The organism is Pollutimonas harenae (assembly GCF_004153685.1).
Lineage (GTDB): Bacteria > Pseudomonadota > Gammaproteobacteria > Burkholderiales > Burkholderiaceae_B > Pusillimonas_C > Pusillimonas_C harenae.
On record NZ_SDQD01000001.1, the window covers coordinates 328059 to 346098 of the forward strand.

At 56.6% G+C, this 18040-nt stretch carries 15 protein-coding genes; 7 read left to right on the forward strand and 8 right to left on the reverse strand.

The window, feature by feature from the left end:
* Nucleotides 1-7: 7 nt before the first annotated feature.
* The 7 genes from ERD84_RS01525 to ERD84_RS01555 all read right to left on the reverse strand — a co-directional run bounded on the left by ERD84_RS01525 (nt 8) and on the right by ERD84_RS01555 (nt 10792).
* Complete coding sequence (locus tag ERD84_RS01525; protein ID WP_130037579.1) at nt 8-379, reverse strand: hypothetical protein; 372 nt, start codon at nt 377-379, stop codon at nt 8-10.
* A 77-nt stretch (nt 380-456) separates the two neighbouring features.
* Nucleotides 457-645, reverse strand: coding sequence for a CsbD family protein (locus ERD84_RS01530; RefSeq protein WP_130037581.1), 189 nt, complete (start codon nt 643-645; stop codon nt 457-459).
* A gap of 142 nt (nt 646-787) precedes the next feature.
* Entirely contained in the window at nt 788-2290 is a 1503-nt protein-coding gene (locus tag ERD84_RS01535; RefSeq protein ID WP_130037583.1) for a helix-turn-helix transcriptional regulator, read from the reverse strand.
* 705 nt (nt 2291-2995) lie between these two features.
* Entirely contained in the window at nt 2996-3658 is a 663-nt protein-coding gene (locus tag ERD84_RS01540; RefSeq protein ID WP_130037585.1) for a response regulator, read from the reverse strand.
* Nucleotides 3655-5478, reverse strand: coding sequence for a sensor histidine kinase (locus tag ERD84_RS01545; protein WP_130037587.1), 1824 nt, complete (start codon nt 5476-5478; stop codon nt 3655-3657). The genes ERD84_RS01540 and ERD84_RS01545 overlap by 4 nt, the downstream gene beginning before the upstream one ends.
* Nucleotides 5475-6017 carry a putative pterin-binding protein gene (locus ERD84_RS01550; protein ID WP_245150592.1) on the reverse strand — a complete coding sequence of 181 codons (543 nt, stop codon included), beginning with the start codon at nt 6015-6017 and terminating at the stop codon, nt 5475-5477. Before ERD84_RS01550 ends, ERD84_RS01545 begins: the two co-directional genes overlap by 4 nt.
* A 116-nt stretch (nt 6018-6133) precedes the next feature.
* Nucleotides 6134-10792, reverse strand: coding sequence for an autotransporter domain-containing protein (locus tag ERD84_RS01555; RefSeq protein WP_130037589.1), 4659 nt, complete (start codon nt 10790-10792; stop codon nt 6134-6136).
* Between the two features lie 283 nt (nt 10793-11075).
* On the opposite strand from ERD84_RS01555, the gene ERD84_RS01560 reads away from it, so the two are divergent.
* The 6 genes from ERD84_RS01560 (at nt 11076) to ERD84_RS01590 (ending at nt 16270) form a co-directional block, all read left to right on the forward strand.
* Nucleotides 11076-12038, forward strand: a complete 963-nt coding sequence (locus ERD84_RS01560) for a hypothetical protein (protein WP_245150593.1) — start codon at nt 11076-11078, stop codon at nt 12036-12038.
* Nucleotides 12035-13009, forward strand: coding sequence for a hypothetical protein (locus tag ERD84_RS01565; protein ID WP_130037593.1), 975 nt, complete (start codon nt 12035-12037; stop codon nt 13007-13009). Before ERD84_RS01560 ends, ERD84_RS01565 begins: the two co-directional genes overlap by 4 nt.
* 233 nt (nt 13010-13242) lie before the next feature.
* On the forward strand, nt 13243-13896 hold the full coding sequence (locus tag ERD84_RS01570; protein WP_130037595.1) for a hypothetical protein: 654 nt from the start codon (nt 13243-13245) through the stop codon (nt 13894-13896).
* Nucleotides 13897-13940: 44 nt separating this feature from the next.
* Nucleotides 13941-14633 carry a hypothetical protein gene (locus ERD84_RS01575; RefSeq protein ID WP_130037597.1) on the forward strand — a complete coding sequence of 231 codons (693 nt, stop codon included), beginning with the start codon at nt 13941-13943 and terminating at the stop codon, nt 14631-14633.
* 28 nt (nt 14634-14661) lie between these two features.
* On the forward strand, nt 14662-15093 hold the full coding sequence (locus tag ERD84_RS01580) for a vWA domain-containing protein (RefSeq protein ID WP_130037599.1): 432 nt from the start codon (nt 14662-14664) through the stop codon (nt 15091-15093).
* Between the two features lie 319 nt (nt 15094-15412).
* Nucleotides 15413-16270 carry an NAD-dependent epimerase/dehydratase family protein gene (locus ERD84_RS01590; protein WP_130037603.1) on the forward strand — a complete coding sequence of 286 codons (858 nt, stop codon included), beginning with the start codon at nt 15413-15415 and terminating at the stop codon, nt 16268-16270.
* Between the two features lie 101 nt (nt 16271-16371).
* Here ERD84_RS01590 and ERD84_RS01595 read toward each other — a convergent pair whose 3' ends face one another.
* Entirely contained in the window at nt 16372-17256 is an 885-nt protein-coding gene (locus tag ERD84_RS01595) for a LysR family transcriptional regulator (RefSeq protein WP_130037605.1), read from the reverse strand.
* 105 nt (nt 17257-17361) lie between these two features.
* On the opposite strand from ERD84_RS01595, the gene ERD84_RS01600 reads away from it, so the two are divergent.
* A complete protein-coding gene (locus tag ERD84_RS01600; RefSeq protein ID WP_130037607.1) occupies nt 17362-17955 on the forward strand; it encodes a malonic semialdehyde reductase in 594 nt (197 codons plus the stop codon).
* The last annotated feature ends 85 nt before the right edge of the window (nt 17956-18040 follow it).

Below are 18040 nucleotides of genomic sequence, written 5' to 3' on the forward strand. Positions count from 1 at the left end.
TAAGCGCTTATTTGCCAAAGTGTGTCTTGGCTTCCGCTTCACATTTGTCCTGAGCATCGCCCGACAAAGCGTCGCACTTCTTCATTGCTACGTCATAATCGGCGTCGCGGCGGGCTTGGGCAGCATCGTGATCGGCCTCGGCTTTTTCCTTACCCGCCTCGGCCTGGGCTTGAGCAGTGTCATTGTCTGCCTCGGCTTGCTTGAGGCAGACGTCCTTCTGATCACCACTCAAGGCGTCGCATTGCTTCTTAGCAGCATCGTAGCGGGCGTCGATTTGGTCGGGCGTCATGACCGAGCTAGATTGCGCATGTGCGGGCAGCGCTCCTATACTCAAACACAGCATAATGGCGGCCAACAGGGTCGAGTTTCGATTCGTCATGGTTTTTCTCCCATAAGCATGACACAGATGCGTGGCAGGGCATCTGCCCCACCACGGTGTGACGATGAACTGAGGAACTACTTCTTGCCATCCAGCGCATCACGGGCCTGATCCTTGGCCTCACCAACGTTGCGCTGCACTTTGCCGACAGTCTTTTCGATCTTGCCCTCGGCTTCGGTCTGGCGGTTGCCGGTGGCTTTTCCGGCGGCTTCCTTGATGGTGCCCTTGACTTCCTTCGCAGCACCTTTAATACGATCATTATCCATAATGCTCTCCTTGTTCGTGCATTCAAGAAACATCCAGAAAACCGCTTCCAGCACAACTGTGCAGCAGCTCCAGATGTCTGCACTATAGGAGTCGTTATCGATTGCCAAAAGAGAAGGAAATACTATTTTTTCTAGTATTTAATTACCGGCTGCCCGAGCGCTTGGCGCGCGGAGATTTTTCGTGCCCCACGACACCGCGCTCCCTCGCCCAGACAATGGCGGCACTGCGTCGATGTACCTGGAGCTTGCTGTACAGCGAGGCGACGTGGTTGCGCACCGTATGGTGGGACACGCTAAGGGTCCGAGCAATATCCAGATCGCTCAGGCCCTGGCAAATCAAGCCCAGGATTTCGCGTTCGCGGGGCGTCAGGTCGGCAAGCAGGGAATTCGAGCTGGGTGCGTCATGCGGCTGACGGATCTGCGCTAGCTTTTCGATGACGGTCTGGCTGAACCAGGAAGTGTCCTGCATGACGGCTTCGATGGCGGCCATCAGCTCAGTTTCGCTACGTTTGCGTTCGGTGATGTCCTGGATGACGCCCAGGATGCAGGGCCGATCCTCGATGACGACGGGTTCCGCCGACACCAGGCAGTCCAACAGCTGGCCGCCGTGCGTACGCAATCTGAAATCCCGGTTGCGTACTCCCGTGCCCTCCTTCAGCGTGGCCAACGTCGCCTCATACAAGCCGGATTCAGTGCTCAGACCTGCCAGTGCATTTTCCTCACCCAGCGCATCCAGCGTATAACCTGTCGTGTCAACGAAAGCATCATTAACCTCTAGTACACTGCCTTGCAGCGTGCTCAGCACCATAGGCACGGGTGCCAAACGGAAGGCTTTTGAAAAGCGTTCTTCGCTGTAGCGCAGCGCGCTCTCCGCTTTGCGCCGGGGCTCCAGGTCGTTGAAGGTAAAAAGCATGCACTCAGCCTCACCAACCTCTATCGGCTGGCCCGCCACGACGACCAGTTTATCCGTGCCGTCCGGCAACGGTATGCAGGTTTCCATCTGGGAAATAGTGCGCCCTTCCGCCAGACGTTCTTCGGCACTTTGTCGCTCAGACGCATCGCCAAGGATGTCGATTTCATCGAAGCAGTGATCGAGGATATCTTGACGTTCGTAGCCCGTCATCTGCAGAAATCCCTGGTTGACCTTGACGTAGCGCCTGTCTTCCAACGAACAGATGACGGCCGGCGCCGGATTGGTGCTGAAGGTTTTTTCGAAGCGCTCCTCGGCACTGTAGCGCTCGGTAACGTCCAGAAGCACCAGCACGACACCTACGGGTTTGCCCTGCGCCTGGTTCAGAACCAGGCCCCTGGCTTGATGCACTCGATAGAAATCCGGATCGTGCGAGCAGGTGACCTCGACCACCATGTCCTTGAAAGCGTCTCCGGCCAGCGCCCGGTACATGGGATACTGACCGGCCAAGAGTTTACGCTGGTTGCGGTATCGAAGCGTATAGCGTTTGCGGTATCCCGACGCAGTACCGCCCAGTTCGGAAAGCTCGGCGGCACCATGCATGGACAGGGCCGTGTCATTGGCCCAGGCAATATGCCTGTTCATATCGAGCAGGATAATACCTTCGATCAATCCGTCGATAATCTCCAGAAGATGCCCGTGTTCTGTGGTGAAGACACTAGATATCTGTTTCATTACTCCCCCCTGTTTGGCCGGCGGTTGCGAACATACTTGCAGGATAAGCCGAAATTACTAGATAGATCAGTACAACGCCATCTATCTGAGTTCTTGGTGAAGACTTAGGATGATGGGGCAGCTCGATGCTGCATCCTACAAACAGAAGGAGAAATTTATGGAAACGAATCAGCACGGCAGTGATCAAAATAGCATGCCTGACCATGTGGAACCAAGCCGCCCGAACCAAACTCCCGACGGCACTCCTGGAAAGGATGCACCAGGACATCAATCGCCTGTTCCGGGCCAACCTTTCCCACCCGGACAAGACGAGCCTGGCCGTTCCTCCCCCCCAAACGAGCCCGACAACATACCTACACCGCAGGCTTAATCAGTCCAACCGCTAATTCTGTCGCTATTGCATCGGCATAGAAATAGCATGTGCTTCTTATCTGCAGCAATTTAATCGAGTTGGGATATCGTCAAGAATGATAAAACTCCGTATTAACTGCTGCAGATTGAGGGCTTACTGCTGTCGGGGGATAGCGTAAAGATATACTCTAGCCACGATGTTAGCGTAGCGACCAAGGCCTTGGCCGGACTTTGTGCAAACTGGCGTATCAGCGCCAGGAACTTGGGCAGCACCGACGAGAGCTTCCAGTGATGGCGCCGCAACGACGCTATCCTTTACCTATGCGGGCAATGCGGTTTATGGTGGAGCGCGCTTTACGGCGCGTCAGCCACCGCTGATCTGAGCAGAAGCGCCACCAGTTCAGCCTGGCGGGTAGTGCTCGTCTTGCCGAAGATATTCTTCAGATGGAAAGTGACTGTTGTGCGCGAGACGCTAAAGTCAGCGGCGATCTGAGCCGGTTGTTTATTTTCGGTCAAAGCGACGGCAACACGTGCTTCAGTCTGGGTCAGGCCAAAACGCGCGACAAGCATGTTGGGGTCGATGTGCATCATGCTCGCTCGCTGCGCGGTGTGGATCCGCGTGACTTGCCGCAGACGAGCCTGTATCGTTGCCAGAAGTAGGTCGTAGTCGATGGGCTTGACCAGATAATCGTCAGCCCCTAGGCGCTTGCCTTCGACGACTTCGCGCGGGTCGGACAGCGCAGTCAAAAACACGAAAGGAATACCCGCGTAATCCGGCATCATCTCTTGCACCGCACGCAGCAAGCCGAAACCATCCATGCCCGGCATGGATATATCGCACAGGATCAGATCGGGGCGAATCGTGCGCAGCTGATCCAGGGCTTCGTCGCCATTGCCGGCCAGAAGCGGCGTAAAGCCCGCCTCACTAAGCTCCTCGGCGGTGTCACACAAAAGATCCGGCTCATCCTCCACGCACAGGATAATAGGCTTGCGTTTGCCGGAACACACGAGTTTCATGCCGATTTCTCCGCCCTATCATTCAGTGCCACGTACGGTACAACCGCACGCGGCAAACATAAAATAAAGGTAATGACTCCTTCCCTGTCTTGCACCAACCGTACATCGCCGTCTTGCAAGCGCGCCAGCGCCCTAGCCATATATAAACCAATTCCAATACCGGTGTGGCCCTTGGCGTTGTCGCCCCGAAAGTATCGGGTAAATAGCACGTCTGGCTCGCTATCTTCAATGCACGCAAGCGTCCCTTGATTGGTCACCGCACATTCGACTTTATCGTCAGTGCAGCGGACATCCATATGCACAGGACTTTTCGCATCCGAATACTTGATGGCGTTGGCCAGCAGGTTATTAAGAATATGCTCCACATGTGTCGGATCGCAATTGACAAATGGTGAGCCCTCTTCAGGCAGCGTAATTTCAATGAGCCGGTCCGGCGTGGCGATGCGCTGCTGGCCACAGATGCCTGTGGCCAGCAAAGCCAAATCGCAAAGCTGATTATGGACCTCAACCTGCCCGGCATCGAGCCGGCCCGCATCCAGCGTACATTCAATCAGCTTGGCCATGCGTTTGATGGCCTCACGCGCCCTGCCACTGCGCTCGCGCACCTCGGCCAATGACAATTTCTCGCCACGCCGTACCAATCGCTGTAAAGAGGAGTCCACAATCGCCAAAGGGGTACGGAACTGATGCGATACCATGGTGCCGAAGTTGCGATAGAGTTCAGCCGTGGCGCGCTCGCGTTCAAGGGCGGCGTCGAGCTCTTGTGTTCGGGCGTGAACCAGCTCTTCCAGGTGATCACGGTGCATAGCGATTTCTCGTTGCGCGGCGTGCCGTTCAGTTACGTCGAAGATCAGCAGGATCGCGCCGATAATGCGCTCTCTTTCATACAAAGCAAAGCAGCGCAGGTCCACATAATGGGCTTCGCTCTGCGAGTCACAAAAAAAGGGTTGATCGAGCAGCTCTGCCGTATGGCCGGCCAGGGCCTTATCAACGGTACGTCGAACACGTTCCACCTCAAAGAAGCTGGACACATCGCCCAACAACCTACCCTGAGCCGTATCGGCCGAACAGGCAAACAGATGCTCCGCCGCTGCGTTCCATACCGTGCATCGGCGCTCCATATCCACCGCGATAATGTTTTCCCCACTCGAACCAATCAGCAATTGGGAAAATGCTTTCTCCTGATTCAGCAAGCGCGTGCGTTCGTGGGCGTAGCGTATCGTCAGCAAGGCATGGATGATGAGCGCAATGCCCGCCAATAAAATACCGGCGAGTGAGCCAATGACCCACCATAGGCCGTTGCGGGCGTCATCCAACCGGCCGCCTAAATCATCCCACCCTGCGACCATGGCCTTGGTCGCCGCCTGACCCAGCGTGACAACATAAGGCGCCAATAGCTGCTCGATTTCCTGCACATTAGCGCTATCACTTTGCGCTTGTAACCCACTAATACGAGCTTTCAGTTCCGGCAGCCTTTGGGCCAATCTGTCCAGGCTATCGACGAAACCATACGCTTCCATCTGGCGTCGCTGCGGGCCTTGTCCGAGCAAATGCAGGCGGCTCAGGAAGATTTGGTAATGGCGTTGCAATGCATCAGCGCCGGCGTGCCCTGTCGCACGCTCGCCTACGGCATTCACCAGGCGGAGGCTGGCGACCTGCGCTCGCGATATGACCCACAACATATTGTGAGGTGCTTCCAGGCGCATACGCGCCTGGATAGCAAACAGATGCGACAAGGAATAAGTCAGCAACACAAAGAATGCGACAATCGCAAGCAGCGGCAACCCGACGCCAAGCATCGGTTGCAGCGGCCGCTTCATAGAATCTCAAGGCTGACTACTTGCCAGACCCAACGGTAATCGTAACGGATGTCCTGCAACTCGGGATGATCATCGCGTGGATACACAACCCACAACGGCCCCTTGTTCCTGGCACGCAGACGTTCACCGTCCATGGCATAAGCCAGAATGATGTCATACTCATCGAACTCTTCGATGGGGTAGTCGATCGTGTAGTAGTTCAAGGCTGTGACCACGACGACGGAGCCAGAGGCTCCGACCTGTTTGAGAAGATCGCGCACCAGAAACCCCTCGAAAACATGCGCACCGTCGGTGACGGATGTATGAGTTTCTATGCGTGTACGCGGCAGCGCCTCTAGCATTACCCTATCAAACTGAGCCACATCATTGGCATTGGTGTTGTTGATGGCGCCATAGACCTCAAGAATGACCTTGCCTTCGGCGGCGGGCAGCGCGTCGACACTTTCCGCGAAAGCAGGGGCGAACATGCCCAGCCAAAAAATGGCCGCCCCTGCCCTGCTGGCCCGCAGGGCTATTTTCCCAATCATCCCTAAAAACATGATTGCCTCCCATTATTTATTATTCGCGTACCAGCCCGGAGGCTGGGCGCCTTATGGGACACCATACCGCATGCAAGCACTATTACGCCACCCAAGGATGCTTGCAGGGCCTCAAGTTAGAACTTCATGCGCAGGTATAAAGATGCTGTGTTGTCGTTGCCGCGACTGCTGAACTGGCCAGAGTACGACAGCCCAAGCGCGGTGTTTTCTCCCAGCCTGGCCTCTGCGCCCAAATCCAGCACGGCCGCGTTCTTCGCGATCGGAGCACCCTTGATTTCAAAGCGTTCACCCCCTCCTTGGCTGAACGCCATAGTGCGCGTCGCATCCAGATCGCCGCTCGCGTGACGCCACCCCAATCCCGCCAACAAGCTGATATCCGTCTTGCCAGCTGTAATGGCGGTCCCGCCACGCAGCCCCAGAGTTTGGGTGAATATCTGGTTGTGATCGCTATCGGCCTGCAGCGCGGTCGAGCCGCCCGACTCCGAGAAACCCTCGGTACGCAGATCCGTCCAGCCCAGATTCAAATAAGGCTCCACGTAAGCGGCATCGGATACCGGCAAGGCATAGCCCAATTCGGCAAAGAGCTGGGTGCTATTGGCGTGATAGCCCGCGCTCAGGCTCTGGCTGCCCAGCACATCAGTGTGGCGGTCCGTATCAATGTCGTGGTAGGTGTAGCCCGCGCCCACCAACATATTGAGCTGCCCTTTGGACAGCGTCCAGCCTTTGCCCCCATACAGCGCAGCGGTGTAGCTCTTTACATCGGCCTTGGAGTCGCGGTCGTCAGCGTCGATCTTGCCATCGGTAAAGCCCACAGCTCCACCAATGCGCCAGCCGTTGTCAAAGGTCTTGTCGCCACCCAGGTACAGGCCGCCCAGCCGGTAGCGGGTGGACGCCGTGTTGTCGTCGCCATCATGATGGTTCCAGCTACCCACGACCTGAGCCCAGAGCGGATAATCCAGCCCGCAAGCTGCGGCGTTGTCCACCCTGTCCTGATCCAATCCCGCTGCATTCGCGCAAGACGGTGAGCCGCTATTGCCGCGCATGCGGTTAACCAGCGTGCGCTGCATCAGATTGCCGGTGTCCAGCAAGGCAGTCTGCGTACTGGCGTGAATTTCTCCCGATAGATGATCCAAGGCATCGGCGTAGTTGGCCATTTGAACTGCCTTTTGGACCGCCGGGTTAGCTTGCGCCGCCTCCACGACCGCATTCTGGTTGTGCGTCAGGGTCAACTGCTTGGCCTCGTCCACCGACAGACGGATTTTAACGACATCATCACCGTAGATGACGGGGTCAAGCTTCACCAGGGATGCGGCCAGATTGCCCTCCAGCTCGCCGCCATTGGCGAATTCATTGTTGGCCACGCCGGAAATTCCGCTGGCATCGCCCGTGGCGACAATGGTGTAGTCGTGATCCAGTTTGTAGCCGCCATTACCGTCGGCTTCGTCCACATATAGATTAATGCCAGTCAAATCAAAATTGCCGCTAGTGACGGTGATCAGGTCGGACTGGCCGGCGGCGTTGACCTCGGCGTGGTAGTCGCCGGTAAAGCTGCCGGCGCTGGCAAAGGTCTGCGTGCCGATGGAGTTGCCCGGGCGCAACGCGCCACTGCTGCCGCTGAGCATGCCGCCCACATTCAGGTTGCCGCCCAGGGCCGCGCCATTGTTGACCGTCACGTCCCCTGAAACCTGAATCGGCGCCGCCGCAGTACCGCCGTGGGTGGCCGTGCCGGTATCGGTGAGCGTCAGATTGCCGTCCACACGCGCGACACCCGTCCATTGCGCGCCGCTGGCCAGCGCCAAGGTGTTACGGTTCGTGGTCGACACATCGGTAATGTCGCCCATGGCCACGGTGCCGTCAGTCAGTTGCAAAATGGTGGGATCGGTCAAATTGCTGCCAGTCACTTCCAGGAGCACACCATTGTTTTGCGTCAGAGTAGAGTTGGCGATGATGATGCGTTGCGGAGTTAGGCCGCTGGAATACAGATTACGGCCAATGGATGCACCGACGGTATCCATTGTGACTTGATTCAGATGAGCACTTGCGTCGTTCTCTACCGACAGACCCATAGCGTTCGCGCCAGTGGTCGTGATAGAGACGTTGTTCAATGCCAACTGCGCGAGCTGTACCGCGATGACACCTGTTGCGTCGGCGCCACTGGTCGTGACGGAGGTATCGTTCAACGTCAACTGTGCAGAGTCATTGACCAATGCACCATACGCGCTGTCGCCTACCGTCGTGATAGCAACGCCGTTCAGGGTCACCGTACTGTTGCTGTCAGACATGGTACCGGCGGCCAGAATACCGGCGGTAGAGATGCTGCCGCCCGTCATGGTCACGGTACTGTCGTTCATAGACGAAATACCCACAGCAAAGTCGTTCGCCGTAGAGATAGTCACGCCGTCGCTCAATACCACGCTGGCGGCATCAACAGCGTTGACACCGTCGTAGCCGAATGCACCCTGGATGGCCACGCTGCCGCCGGACATAGTCACGCTGGCATTGCCCATTGCGTGAACACCTGCAGCGCCGTCACCCGTGGTGGACAAAGAGACACCCGTCATCGTGACACGGCCATCCTCAGACGCGCGAACACCTGTAGCATCATCGCCAGTGGTGAGCAAAGAGACGTCACTTACCACTAGAGTACTTTGGCCTTCCGCCCAAATGCCGAAAGCACCGCCGCCAGCCGTGGATACAGTGCCGCCGGCCATTGTTACACTCGCATTATCTAACGCACCAATGCCATTGCCATACTGGCCTGACGTCATGATCGCCACAGCATCGGTCAATTTCACGTTGGCGTCGGATTGGGCATCTACCCCGTAGCTAGACATGCCCTGCACATTGATCTGACCGCCCACCATATCCACTTTGGCTTCGCTCAATACTCTGACACCGGAAGCTCTAGTGTTACTGGCAGTAATTGTCACGTCCTTCAATACCGCCGTAGCTCTGCCTGTTGCTTGGACACCATGAGCCTCAGTTCCAGCAACAATCACGCTGCCACCGGTCATGTCCAGTTGTGAGTCGCCGACTAGGCTGACGCCGTAGGATGATTTACCTGACGTGGTAATGGCCACATCATCCAGTGTGACGTTCGGGCTGATGCCACCCCCAAGACCAGGGCCCGTTGTGCTGATGCCAACGGCAGTGTCTCCGGTGGTGGCAATCGATCCGCCGATCATGCTGAACTGCGTATCAGGGCGCGCATCAATGCCGTGCGCGCTTTCACCATCGGTCTTGATCACTACGCCGTCGATCAAGGCAATCTGAGACCGCATGGCCAAAATGCCAACGGCAGCTCCGCCGCTGGTGGTAATGCTGCCTCCGCTCATACTAGAGCGTGATCCGGACGCGGAATATAGGCCGCTAGAGTTCTCTCCCATAGTGGTAATCGCCACATTGTTGGTCAACATGATCTTTCCTGCGTTGCCAACGGCAGAAATACCGTGGGCATCTTTGCCTCCAGTCGTAATGGAGCCGCCCGCCATGCTGACATCCTTCGACCCGTTGGTAAAAAAGATGCCACTCGCGCTATCACCGACGGTATGAATCGCAACACCGTCAGTCAGGGCGACATCGGCATCGTCTATTGCATGCACACCATGGGCCTGCCCCCCCGCTGTCGTAATGCTGCCGCCGGACATGGATACAGTGGCATCATCGGCTGTGGTAATACCGTGCGCCATCTCACCCATGGTTGAGATGGCCACGTTACTGCTCAGTTGCACTTGGGCAATACCCTGGGCTTTAACTCCGCCAGACGCCCGCTCTTGCGTGGTAATGCTCCCACCAGACATAGTCAGTGCAGCGGCATCGTAGGCGAAGAGTCCAGATGCAAAAGTACCTGCAGACGATATGACTGCATCGTTTAACGTAACGTGGGAGTTGTTATGAGCATGGATGCCATTGGCTTGGTCGCCATCAGTTGTTACCTTGACACCATCAGTCAGCTTGATCGTAGCATTCTGATCGGCCTCCACACCCATGCCCGCCCTTTCAAACGTAGTGATGCTGCCGCCTGACATATCGATGGCGCTCTGCCCTGAGGCGAAGAGTCCGGTGCTGCTCTCGCCCTGAATCTCAATAACCACGCCATCCTCTAGCGTCACGGTGCTATCCTCATTAGCCAGAACACCGCGAGCTGACTTACCCTGGGTGGTAATCGTGCCGCGGGTTATTTCCACTGTGCCGCCGCCAAATACTACATAACCCTCCCCGCCGTCGCCCTCGGTCAAGACAGTGCCGTCCGTTACACTCATTTCCGCACCCTGCCATACTCTCAGCGCCACGCTGCTCTCGCCCTTCGTCGAAATGGCCACACCGTTTAGCGTGGCACGGGTATCGGTCCCTCGTGCGTCAATACCTGAAGAGTCGGCGAGCATATTAGTATTGTCTAGCGTCCCACCGCCGTCCAGCACAAATTGCGCGCCGCTTTTCAGAACTACCACCGCACTGCCTTCGCTGTCTACATCATTACCCGAAATCGTCACGGCATTGCCGTCGGCGTCTACTGTGCCGCCATTGATCGCCGTGATCTTGGTATAAGTGTCTGTGGCATTCAATGTTGCAGCAGTGCCATCGACATCCACGGTTGCACCTTGCGCCACGCCAATGCCCAGCATCACAACCAGCATTGCGGCGCTCAAGAGTACAGGCCGCAGCAATATCTGGGCGCGGGCATTTTTTCCCTTGCCCGCACCACGGGCCAGTTCTGAAGCAACCACCATGGCGTTGCGGACCTTGCTCCACACGTTGCAGTAGATTTTGTTCATTCAACATTTCCCCAGAGAATAATTTTCACATTGCAGACAGGCGTGCGTGGTCACACATGGTTTCTTATTTAAGCTACCGCAAACAAACTCACACGGCCCCATCCATTTGGAGGGGAAAGGACAATTATTCAGGCAGGCCATGTTCTTACTCGCGTTTCTGATGATTGGCCCCATTCAAACGAAGGGTGTGTTGAGCACTAAAACTCAATAGACTGGCTTGAATTTGCGCAGTCAGGGGGAAAGCGACATGTGGGATTTCAGTATCGGGAAAACGTTAAGACTCATGATGCAGACTTTGCCGTTTCTAGGCTTGCGCCTGCTGGTTTATGTCGGTGTGGCGGTAGGCTATATGCTGGTGACTGGCATGGGTGCGGGCATGGGTTACGGCCTGGCTGCATTAAGCGGGCCAGGCACGCAATCAAGCGCCGCCGTATGGGGTGGAATTATCGGCTTTGGCGTTTTTGGTGTTTTCATGTATTGGGCGCGCGAGTACCTGCTGTATCTTGTCAAAGCGGGCCATATCGCCATTCTGGTGACTCTGCTGGACGGCAAAACACTACCGCAAGGCACATCGCAAATACGCTACGGATCCGATATGGTCAAGGCCCGGTTTGCCCAAACCAGCATCCTGTTTGCCATGGACCAACTCATCAAAGGCGCAATCAAAGCACTTACCAGCCTGGTGCGCGGCGCTTTGTCCATTGTGTCGCTGCCCGGCGCGCAACAGCTATCCAGCATCCTGCATGCCTTTTTGCGGGTGGCCGTGGGCTTCGTCGATGAAGTCATCCTGGCCCGCACGATACACACAGAGTCGACCAACCCGTGGGGCACAGCCACGGACTCCCTGATCCTCTACGGTCAAAACTACAAGGTCATGCTGAAAAACGCGGCATGGCTGGCCGTGTTGGTCTACCTGTTCAGCTTTCTGGTGTTTCTGATCATGCTGGCGCCAGCCACCTTGGTGGTGTATTGGATGCCGGGTGCCTGGTCTGCCGGCGCTTTTGTCTTTGCGCTGCTATTTGCCTGGAGCATCAAGGCCGCGCTGTTGGAACCCTTTGCCGTTACCTGCCTGATGGATGTCTATTTCAAGACGATCGAAGGCCAGCAACCCGATCAGGAATGGGAAGCCAGGCTGGAGCAAATGTCCGGCAAGTTCCGCAAGCTTAAAGAGCGGGCCCGCGATGCGATGCGTGATACCGACAAGACTCCCGACATGGGCGCACAAACGGTTCGATCGCAAACATGATGAACCTGATTGCAACTCTGCTGCTCACGTCAGCGGCACTGGCCGGAGTTCCAGGCCAAGGACTCGCCACCGTCCTGCCACCCGAGGCCCAGCAGGCCCTCGAACAGCAGTCGGCTGCCTTCATCGGAGCCCCCGGTTTTACCGAAGTGGACATTACCCAGTCCTGCGGCGATGACGCGTTCTACACCCCGCAACGCTTTCCGCAATCAAACCAAACAGCCTTCAGACCAGACGCAGATCTGGATGCACTGGCCAAGGCGGTCTTGCTGATCGATTGCGCCGAAGGCCCCTTGCCGCATGCACGCTATCTGATCCGCTACCATCTGGCCCCTGTGTCGCAAGCGGGCGTTGCACCGCGCGAGTATATCGAGGTGCTGCGCTTCAATCTCGGCCCCCAGCGCTATCAGGATGTCATCCGGCATGTGGAGCGGGAATTCTGGCCGCCGGAAAGCATTTTTGGTATGGGGCCAAACCTGGCCTGGCGTTTTGTGTTCGGCCCCGTCCAAGGCAATCGGGCCCATGTCGAGCGGGCCAGCCGTGCTGGACTCAATCAAACCGATGCAGCAAAGCAGGATTGCCTGGGAGAACCCTGCCTGTCCGCCTCCAGCCCCACTGACCCAGCAGATGCCTGGCGCGCTTTCACGCCACCGACGCTGAGTGCTGCGATGTTCCGCGAGCACAATGATGCAGACCTGCCGGGCCCGGCCCGCGTGGCACAAATGCTGTTCCTGAACGCCACGGGCGGCAGCGGACAGGCCGAGCCCAGCGAGAGCGCCTCAATCGGACAACCCGAGATGGTTTTCCGGATCTCGAAGAATGTCTCGGGCCAGGACAGCGGCATCACAGGCCTGCTGCACCAGCAAGGGCTGATGGATGATGCCGTGTCGGAGCTTTGGACGTCGCTGCGCCTATCATCCGGATCCGAACCTGAATGGCGCCGGAAAGTGGTGCATCGCGCCGGGCGGCAATAAAGAGTGAAGTGATGCTGACATAAGCCAATAATGGGGCGCTAAGTCTGATCTCAGAACGGTCCGCTTTGGCGAATTCTTTCACCAAACCTATTCATTTGAAGGGGGACAAGGCGCACGCTTTGGCTCATGCTTGCGAGAACCGCAAAAACGTCTTGCTCAGAACGCGGCAAAAAGGGAAATCGACCATGCAAACAACCACAATCCGCACTACATTGGCCGGATATGTACTGGCCATGCTGGCACTGCCCGCGGCGGCCGTCGATCTGGAAACCCTGGCTGACGACCCTTGCCTAGCGGTGCCCGGCGCCACCGTGGCTGAACTGTTCGGTGTGCCCGAGGCCGAGATCAAGCAACGCGAATTGAAGATGAAACGGCGGCTAGTCTGTACGACCAAATGGTCTGGTGCCGACAACAGCCTTTTCACGGAGGTTCAGATAGAGATTATGGACAGTCAAGAAAAGGCGGCCAAACGATTCAAATCTCGGACGCGGTCTGTGAGCCGTGAAGAAATGGCCAAGGCCGCGCAAATACTGCGCGACAAATTGGATGCCGCCGACAAGACCAATAAATCACAAAAATCCGACAGCGCCAAACGCGCTGAAAACTCTATCATTGGCGCCGCCAGTCAAACGCCTATCGAATATGAAGACGTCGACGCTATGGGCGATGAGGCGCGATTTGATCTGAGTGAAGGCAAGTTGGTCGCACGCCAGGGGGCCGCGATCATTACGATCGAGGCTTATTCCGGCCCTGACATGCCAATGCCCGGCAATTATGATGTGAAGAGCATACTTAAAGCCGACAGAACATGGAGAAAAGACACCATGCCTGCTCGCAAACAGCAAACGCTGCAGTTGGCCGAGACTCTCTTCAAACGCCTGAAGTAAACGGAAACTGCCGTTTTATATTCAATTGCCCCACGGAGCCACTTATGAACCATCTATCCCTGGCCATGCGCGCCGTACTGCTGACGGTCACGCTCAGTCCGCTTTACGCTTGGGCCGCCGGCACGGCGACGATCACGATCGGCGGCGACAGCAACACCATGTCCTGGCTGAATAGCAACACCATCCGCTTTGACATGCCCTCGACCGACGGCAGTTACATGATCTCGCGTGATGGCAAAGCGTATATGGTGAGCACCGAAGCGGCAGGGGGCATGCCTCCTGTGATGGAAATCGGCGGCATGATGCAGGGCTTTTCCGAAGCGGTCAACAGCGACGAAGGCGGCAAGACCTCGCCGCTGGCGATGCGCATCACAGCCATCAATGCGATCGGCAAAAAAGAAACTGTGGCGGGCATAGACGGCGAAGTGTATGAGCTAACAACTACCGACCAGCAAGGCAAGAGCCAAACGATGCAAGCAGTGCTCACCGATGACCCTCTGGCCATTGAAATGACCGACGCGTATCTTGCCTTGTCGGAAACCATGGTGGGCGCTGAGAGGGTGGCCGAATTCAAAAATGCCTTGTCCGAAGGCAAGCGCGGCCTGCTGCGTATGGGCGACGACATGGTGGTGCAATCCATTGCTGCGAACCCGCCCACCGCCGATTCGTTTGAGTTGCCATCCAAACCCGTGAACATGGGCGACATGATGCGGAAAATGATGAAGCAATCACAATAGCCCCAAGGCCACTGCCCGGAGACACTCCATGAATCGACTGCCTGCCCTGCTCCTCGCCGTTGCCGCCAACGCATTGCCGCTATCGTCCGCACAGGCCAACGACGACGTACTGATCGTCTACGACGCCTCGGGTTCCATGTGGGGCCAGGTCGATGGCGTCAACAAGATCGTCACGGCGCGCAAGGTCATGAGCGAACTGGTCAAGAGCTGGCCAGAAAACACCAATCTGGGCTTGATCGCCTACGGCCACCGCAGCGCGGGCAGCTGCAGCGACATTGAAACCATGATTGAGCCGCAGCGGGTTGATCGCGATGCTTTCATCAACACCGTCAACACCATCACACCCAAGGGGAAGACGCTAGAATTCAGCATGCCGGAAGACGCTGGCGACTACGAGGTACGCTACCTGGACGTAAGCCAGCGCACCGTGTTGGGTCGGTCCATCATCAAGGTGCAATAGCCAGGCCAGTATTCAGCGATAAGGCAGGCGTCGGTCGAATTCAGCCAGTTCATCGCGCGCCCGGCTTGGGCACCGCTAGGTGCAGTACCATCAGTTGGCTACCCTGGCGGGTGTGCTTGAGCGTACGCTGGTGTGTGGCTTTAATCCGCGCTGAACCACTAAATCTTTTAACCCTAAGATAAAATCGACAGGGGACATCGGCATTCGCTCCATTAGACGTGTTTCTTCGCAAAAACAAGTTTAATGGATGTCGCTGTCCCTCTTTAATGAGGAAGAGTCGTTGCAAGTTGTGCAACACATTCGACAAAGAAAGTTTGAGATGAATACCCTTTTACTCGTCGGCGGCAATCTGTGTCTGCGTACTGCAAAGGCTCTGGCGCCAACTCACTGGAAGTGCATCGGGCTGCGCCGCAATCCTGTACATTCTGAAGACGACGACTCAATTACCTGGTACCGAGCAGATCTGCAGGATCCAGCTAGTCTTTCTTTTCTGAGTGATGCCACCTTTTCTGAAGTCAGTCACATTCTCTACGCACCATCGCCCGATGGCAGGACAGCCACGCATTACGAAAGCATCTATTCGCATGGGCTTACAACGCTTCTCAGCAGTCTGCCTCCCCATTGTGTCAATCGACTGAAACGCTGCATTTTGGTGGGCTCATCGGCCGTCTGGGCGCCTTCCGAAGACTGGATAAACGAGGACTCACCCGTTCAAGCTACGGATTTCCGGGCGCGAGCGTTGCTGGAGGCCGAGGCGGCTTTGCAGGCGACGGTACGGCAAGGCGCCGGAGTCACGCTGCGACTGTCAGGCTTGTATGGCCCGGGACGAATGCGGTTGCTAGAGGGCCTGCGGGCAGGAACCATCACAGTGCCTGACGGCCCAGGGCATTGGGCCAATCGTATTCACATCGATGATGCCGCTCGCGCCTGTGCCCACCTGCTGGCCTTGTGTGATCCCCAACCACTTTACATAGGAACCGATAACTGCCCCTTGCCAACATCAACACTGTACGATGCCGTGGCAAAGCATATAGGCGTCCCCGCAGCGGCAAGGAAATCTCAGGCGCCTAGCGGCAAGCGGCTATCCAACACGCGGCTTCGCACATCCGGCTGGGAACCTGTTTGGCCCAACGCTTTGGATTGGTATGAGAGGGCTTGGTCCGAGTCCAAACGCTGAATGGCTTATATGCGTAGACTTAAGCTGTAACAGACGACTGGACAGCCCAAGAGTTAGCGGCCCATATGCAAAAGCAAAAACTCTCGGTACATGGGTGCAAATCAGTCGCACAAGCCTTTCAAGTAGTCGACGAACCATCTCCCCGCAGGCCCGGGGGGCGCCGACGCCCGATAAAAGGCGCTCATGGTCAACACCATGTCGGTTCGTGCGTCAAGACACACCAGCTCCCCTTTGGCAATGTCCGACTCAACCATGTGACGAGGCATGCTACCCCACCCTACGCCATCCTTGAGCAGCGCGTGCTTGGTCGAGAGATCCGCCAGTCGCCAAGTCGAAGAAGAGAAGACGCCATAATCTCTGTTCGCCAACAGGTTTGAACGATCTGTAAGAACAAGCTGCACATGTTTCGCCATATCGCGTGTCGAAACTTGATCATCAAGCCTGGCAAGCGGATGGCTCGGTGCTGCCACGACAACCAAAGGAACGTCACCCAAGGGTTCGCTGACCAGCGATGGAAATTCGAGAGGCAGTGACGCGAGAATGCCCAGGTTACAGCGTTCATCCAAAACGGGCTGGTACGCCGCCCCTAATCCCTCTACGAACAGTCGCAATGGGGTCAGTGGAAACTGTTTTGCAAACGCCTTCGCCGTTGCAGCGACTTTTCTTGTTGGAAAGAACACATCGACGACTACCGATAGTTCGGCTTCGAGTCCGCCAGCCATGAGCTTGGCGCGCGCTTTCATCGCATCAACACCAGAAACAACATTGCGGGCGTCGGCAAGTAGCAACGCACCCGCCGGGGTAAGTTTCGGGAATCGGGTCGTGCGATCGAAAAGCACGACACCAAGTTGATTCTCCAGGCCGCCGACCCAGCCACTTACTGCCGACTGCACACGGTAGAGTTTGCGCGCAGCAGCCGAGAAACTGCCTTCATCGACTGCGGCGATGAAGGCCCTGAGCTGATCCAGTGAGACGCCATCAAGCATTGCGATCTATCTCATATATAGATGGTTTAGATCATATTTTATCGTCTTTTCAGATTCAATGAAGAGCCTCATCATTGATGTCATCGTAATCACATGGACACCGACATGACCCGCGCACTACCTGCCGCAACCCTTGATCAACTGTTTCGACAAGCGAGAACTTATAACGAGTGGGATTCCAGAGAGGTTGATGATCAGATAATCCACAAGCTTTACGAACTGCTCAAGTGGGGGCCCACTGCCGCCAACAGCAGCCCCGCGCGGTTCGTGTGGGTAAAAAGCACCGAGGGCAAGGCCAAGCTGTCGGCACTCGCCATGGACGTCAATCAGTCAAAAATCCTGGCGGCACCTATCACGGTAATCGTTGGATACGACCTGGCGTTCTCAGAGACGATGCCGACACTGTTTCCCGCACGTGGAGAGGCGATGCGCCAGATGTTTCAGGAGCCCGGACTTGCCGATATAACGGCAAGACGCAACAGCAGCCTGCAAGGCGCTTACCTTCTTATCGCTGCACGCGCCCTGGGGCTCGACTGCGGGCCCATGTCCGGGTTCGACAACGCGGGGGTCGATCGTGAGTTCTTTGCTGGCACGCGTATCCAATCGAACTTCATCTGCACTCTTGGATACGGCAAACCCGATACACCGTTTCCGCGCAACCCGCGGCTGTCTTTCGAAGAGGCCGGCCGCTGGGCTTGATTCAACACCATTTGATACCTGGCAAAAACATGCAGGCAGGTAATCAAGACCACAAATTTTGCACCTTGACCAATAAAGGATACAT

Coding starts and splice junctions, on each gene's coding strand:
- ERD84_RS01550 (WP_245150592.1), bottom strand. CDS start 6,017: ATGTTTTTAGGGATGATTGGGAAAATAGCCCTGCGGGCCAGCAGGGCA.
- ERD84_RS01560 (WP_245150593.1), top strand. CDS start 11,076: ATGATGCAGACTTTGCCGTTTCTAGGCTTGCGCCTGCTGGTTTATGTC.
- ERD84_RS01590 (WP_130037603.1), top strand. CDS start 15,413: ATGAATACCCTTTTACTCGTCGGCGGCAATCTGTGTCTGCGTACTGCA.
- ERD84_RS01555 (WP_130037589.1), bottom strand. CDS start 10,792: ATGAACAAAATCTACTGCAACGTGTGGAGCAAGGTCCGCAACGCCATG.
- ERD84_RS01580 (WP_130037599.1), top strand. CDS start 14,662: ATGAATCGACTGCCTGCCCTGCTCCTCGCCGTTGCCGCCAACGCATTG.
- ERD84_RS01575 (WP_130037597.1), top strand. CDS start 13,941: ATGAACCATCTATCCCTGGCCATGCGCGCCGTACTGCTGACGGTCACG.
- ERD84_RS01600 (WP_130037607.1), top strand. CDS start 17,362: ATGACCCGCGCACTACCTGCCGCAACCCTTGATCAACTGTTTCGACAA.
- ERD84_RS01595 (WP_130037605.1), bottom strand. CDS start 17,256: ATGCTTGATGGCGTCTCACTGGATCAGCTCAGGGCCTTCATCGCCGCA.
- ERD84_RS01530 (WP_130037581.1), bottom strand. CDS start 645: ATGGATAATGATCGTATTAAAGGTGCTGCGAAGGAAGTCAAGGGCACC.
- ERD84_RS01535 (WP_130037583.1), bottom strand. CDS start 2,290: ATGAAACAGATATCTAGTGTCTTCACCACAGAACACGGGCATCTTCTG.
- ERD84_RS01565 (WP_130037593.1), top strand. CDS start 12,035: ATGATGAACCTGATTGCAACTCTGCTGCTCACGTCAGCGGCACTGGCC.
- ERD84_RS01540 (WP_130037585.1), bottom strand. CDS start 3,658: ATGAAACTCGTGTGTTCCGGCAAACGCAAGCCTATTATCCTGTGCGTG.
- ERD84_RS01525 (WP_130037579.1), bottom strand. CDS start 379: ATGACGAATCGAAACTCGACCCTGTTGGCCGCCATTATGCTGTGTTTG.
- ERD84_RS01570 (WP_130037595.1), top strand. CDS start 13,243: ATGCTGGCACTGCCCGCGGCGGCCGTCGATCTGGAAACCCTGGCTGAC.
- ERD84_RS01545 (WP_130037587.1), bottom strand. CDS start 5,478: ATGAAGCGGCCGCTGCAACCGATGCTTGGCGTCGGGTTGCCGCTGCTT.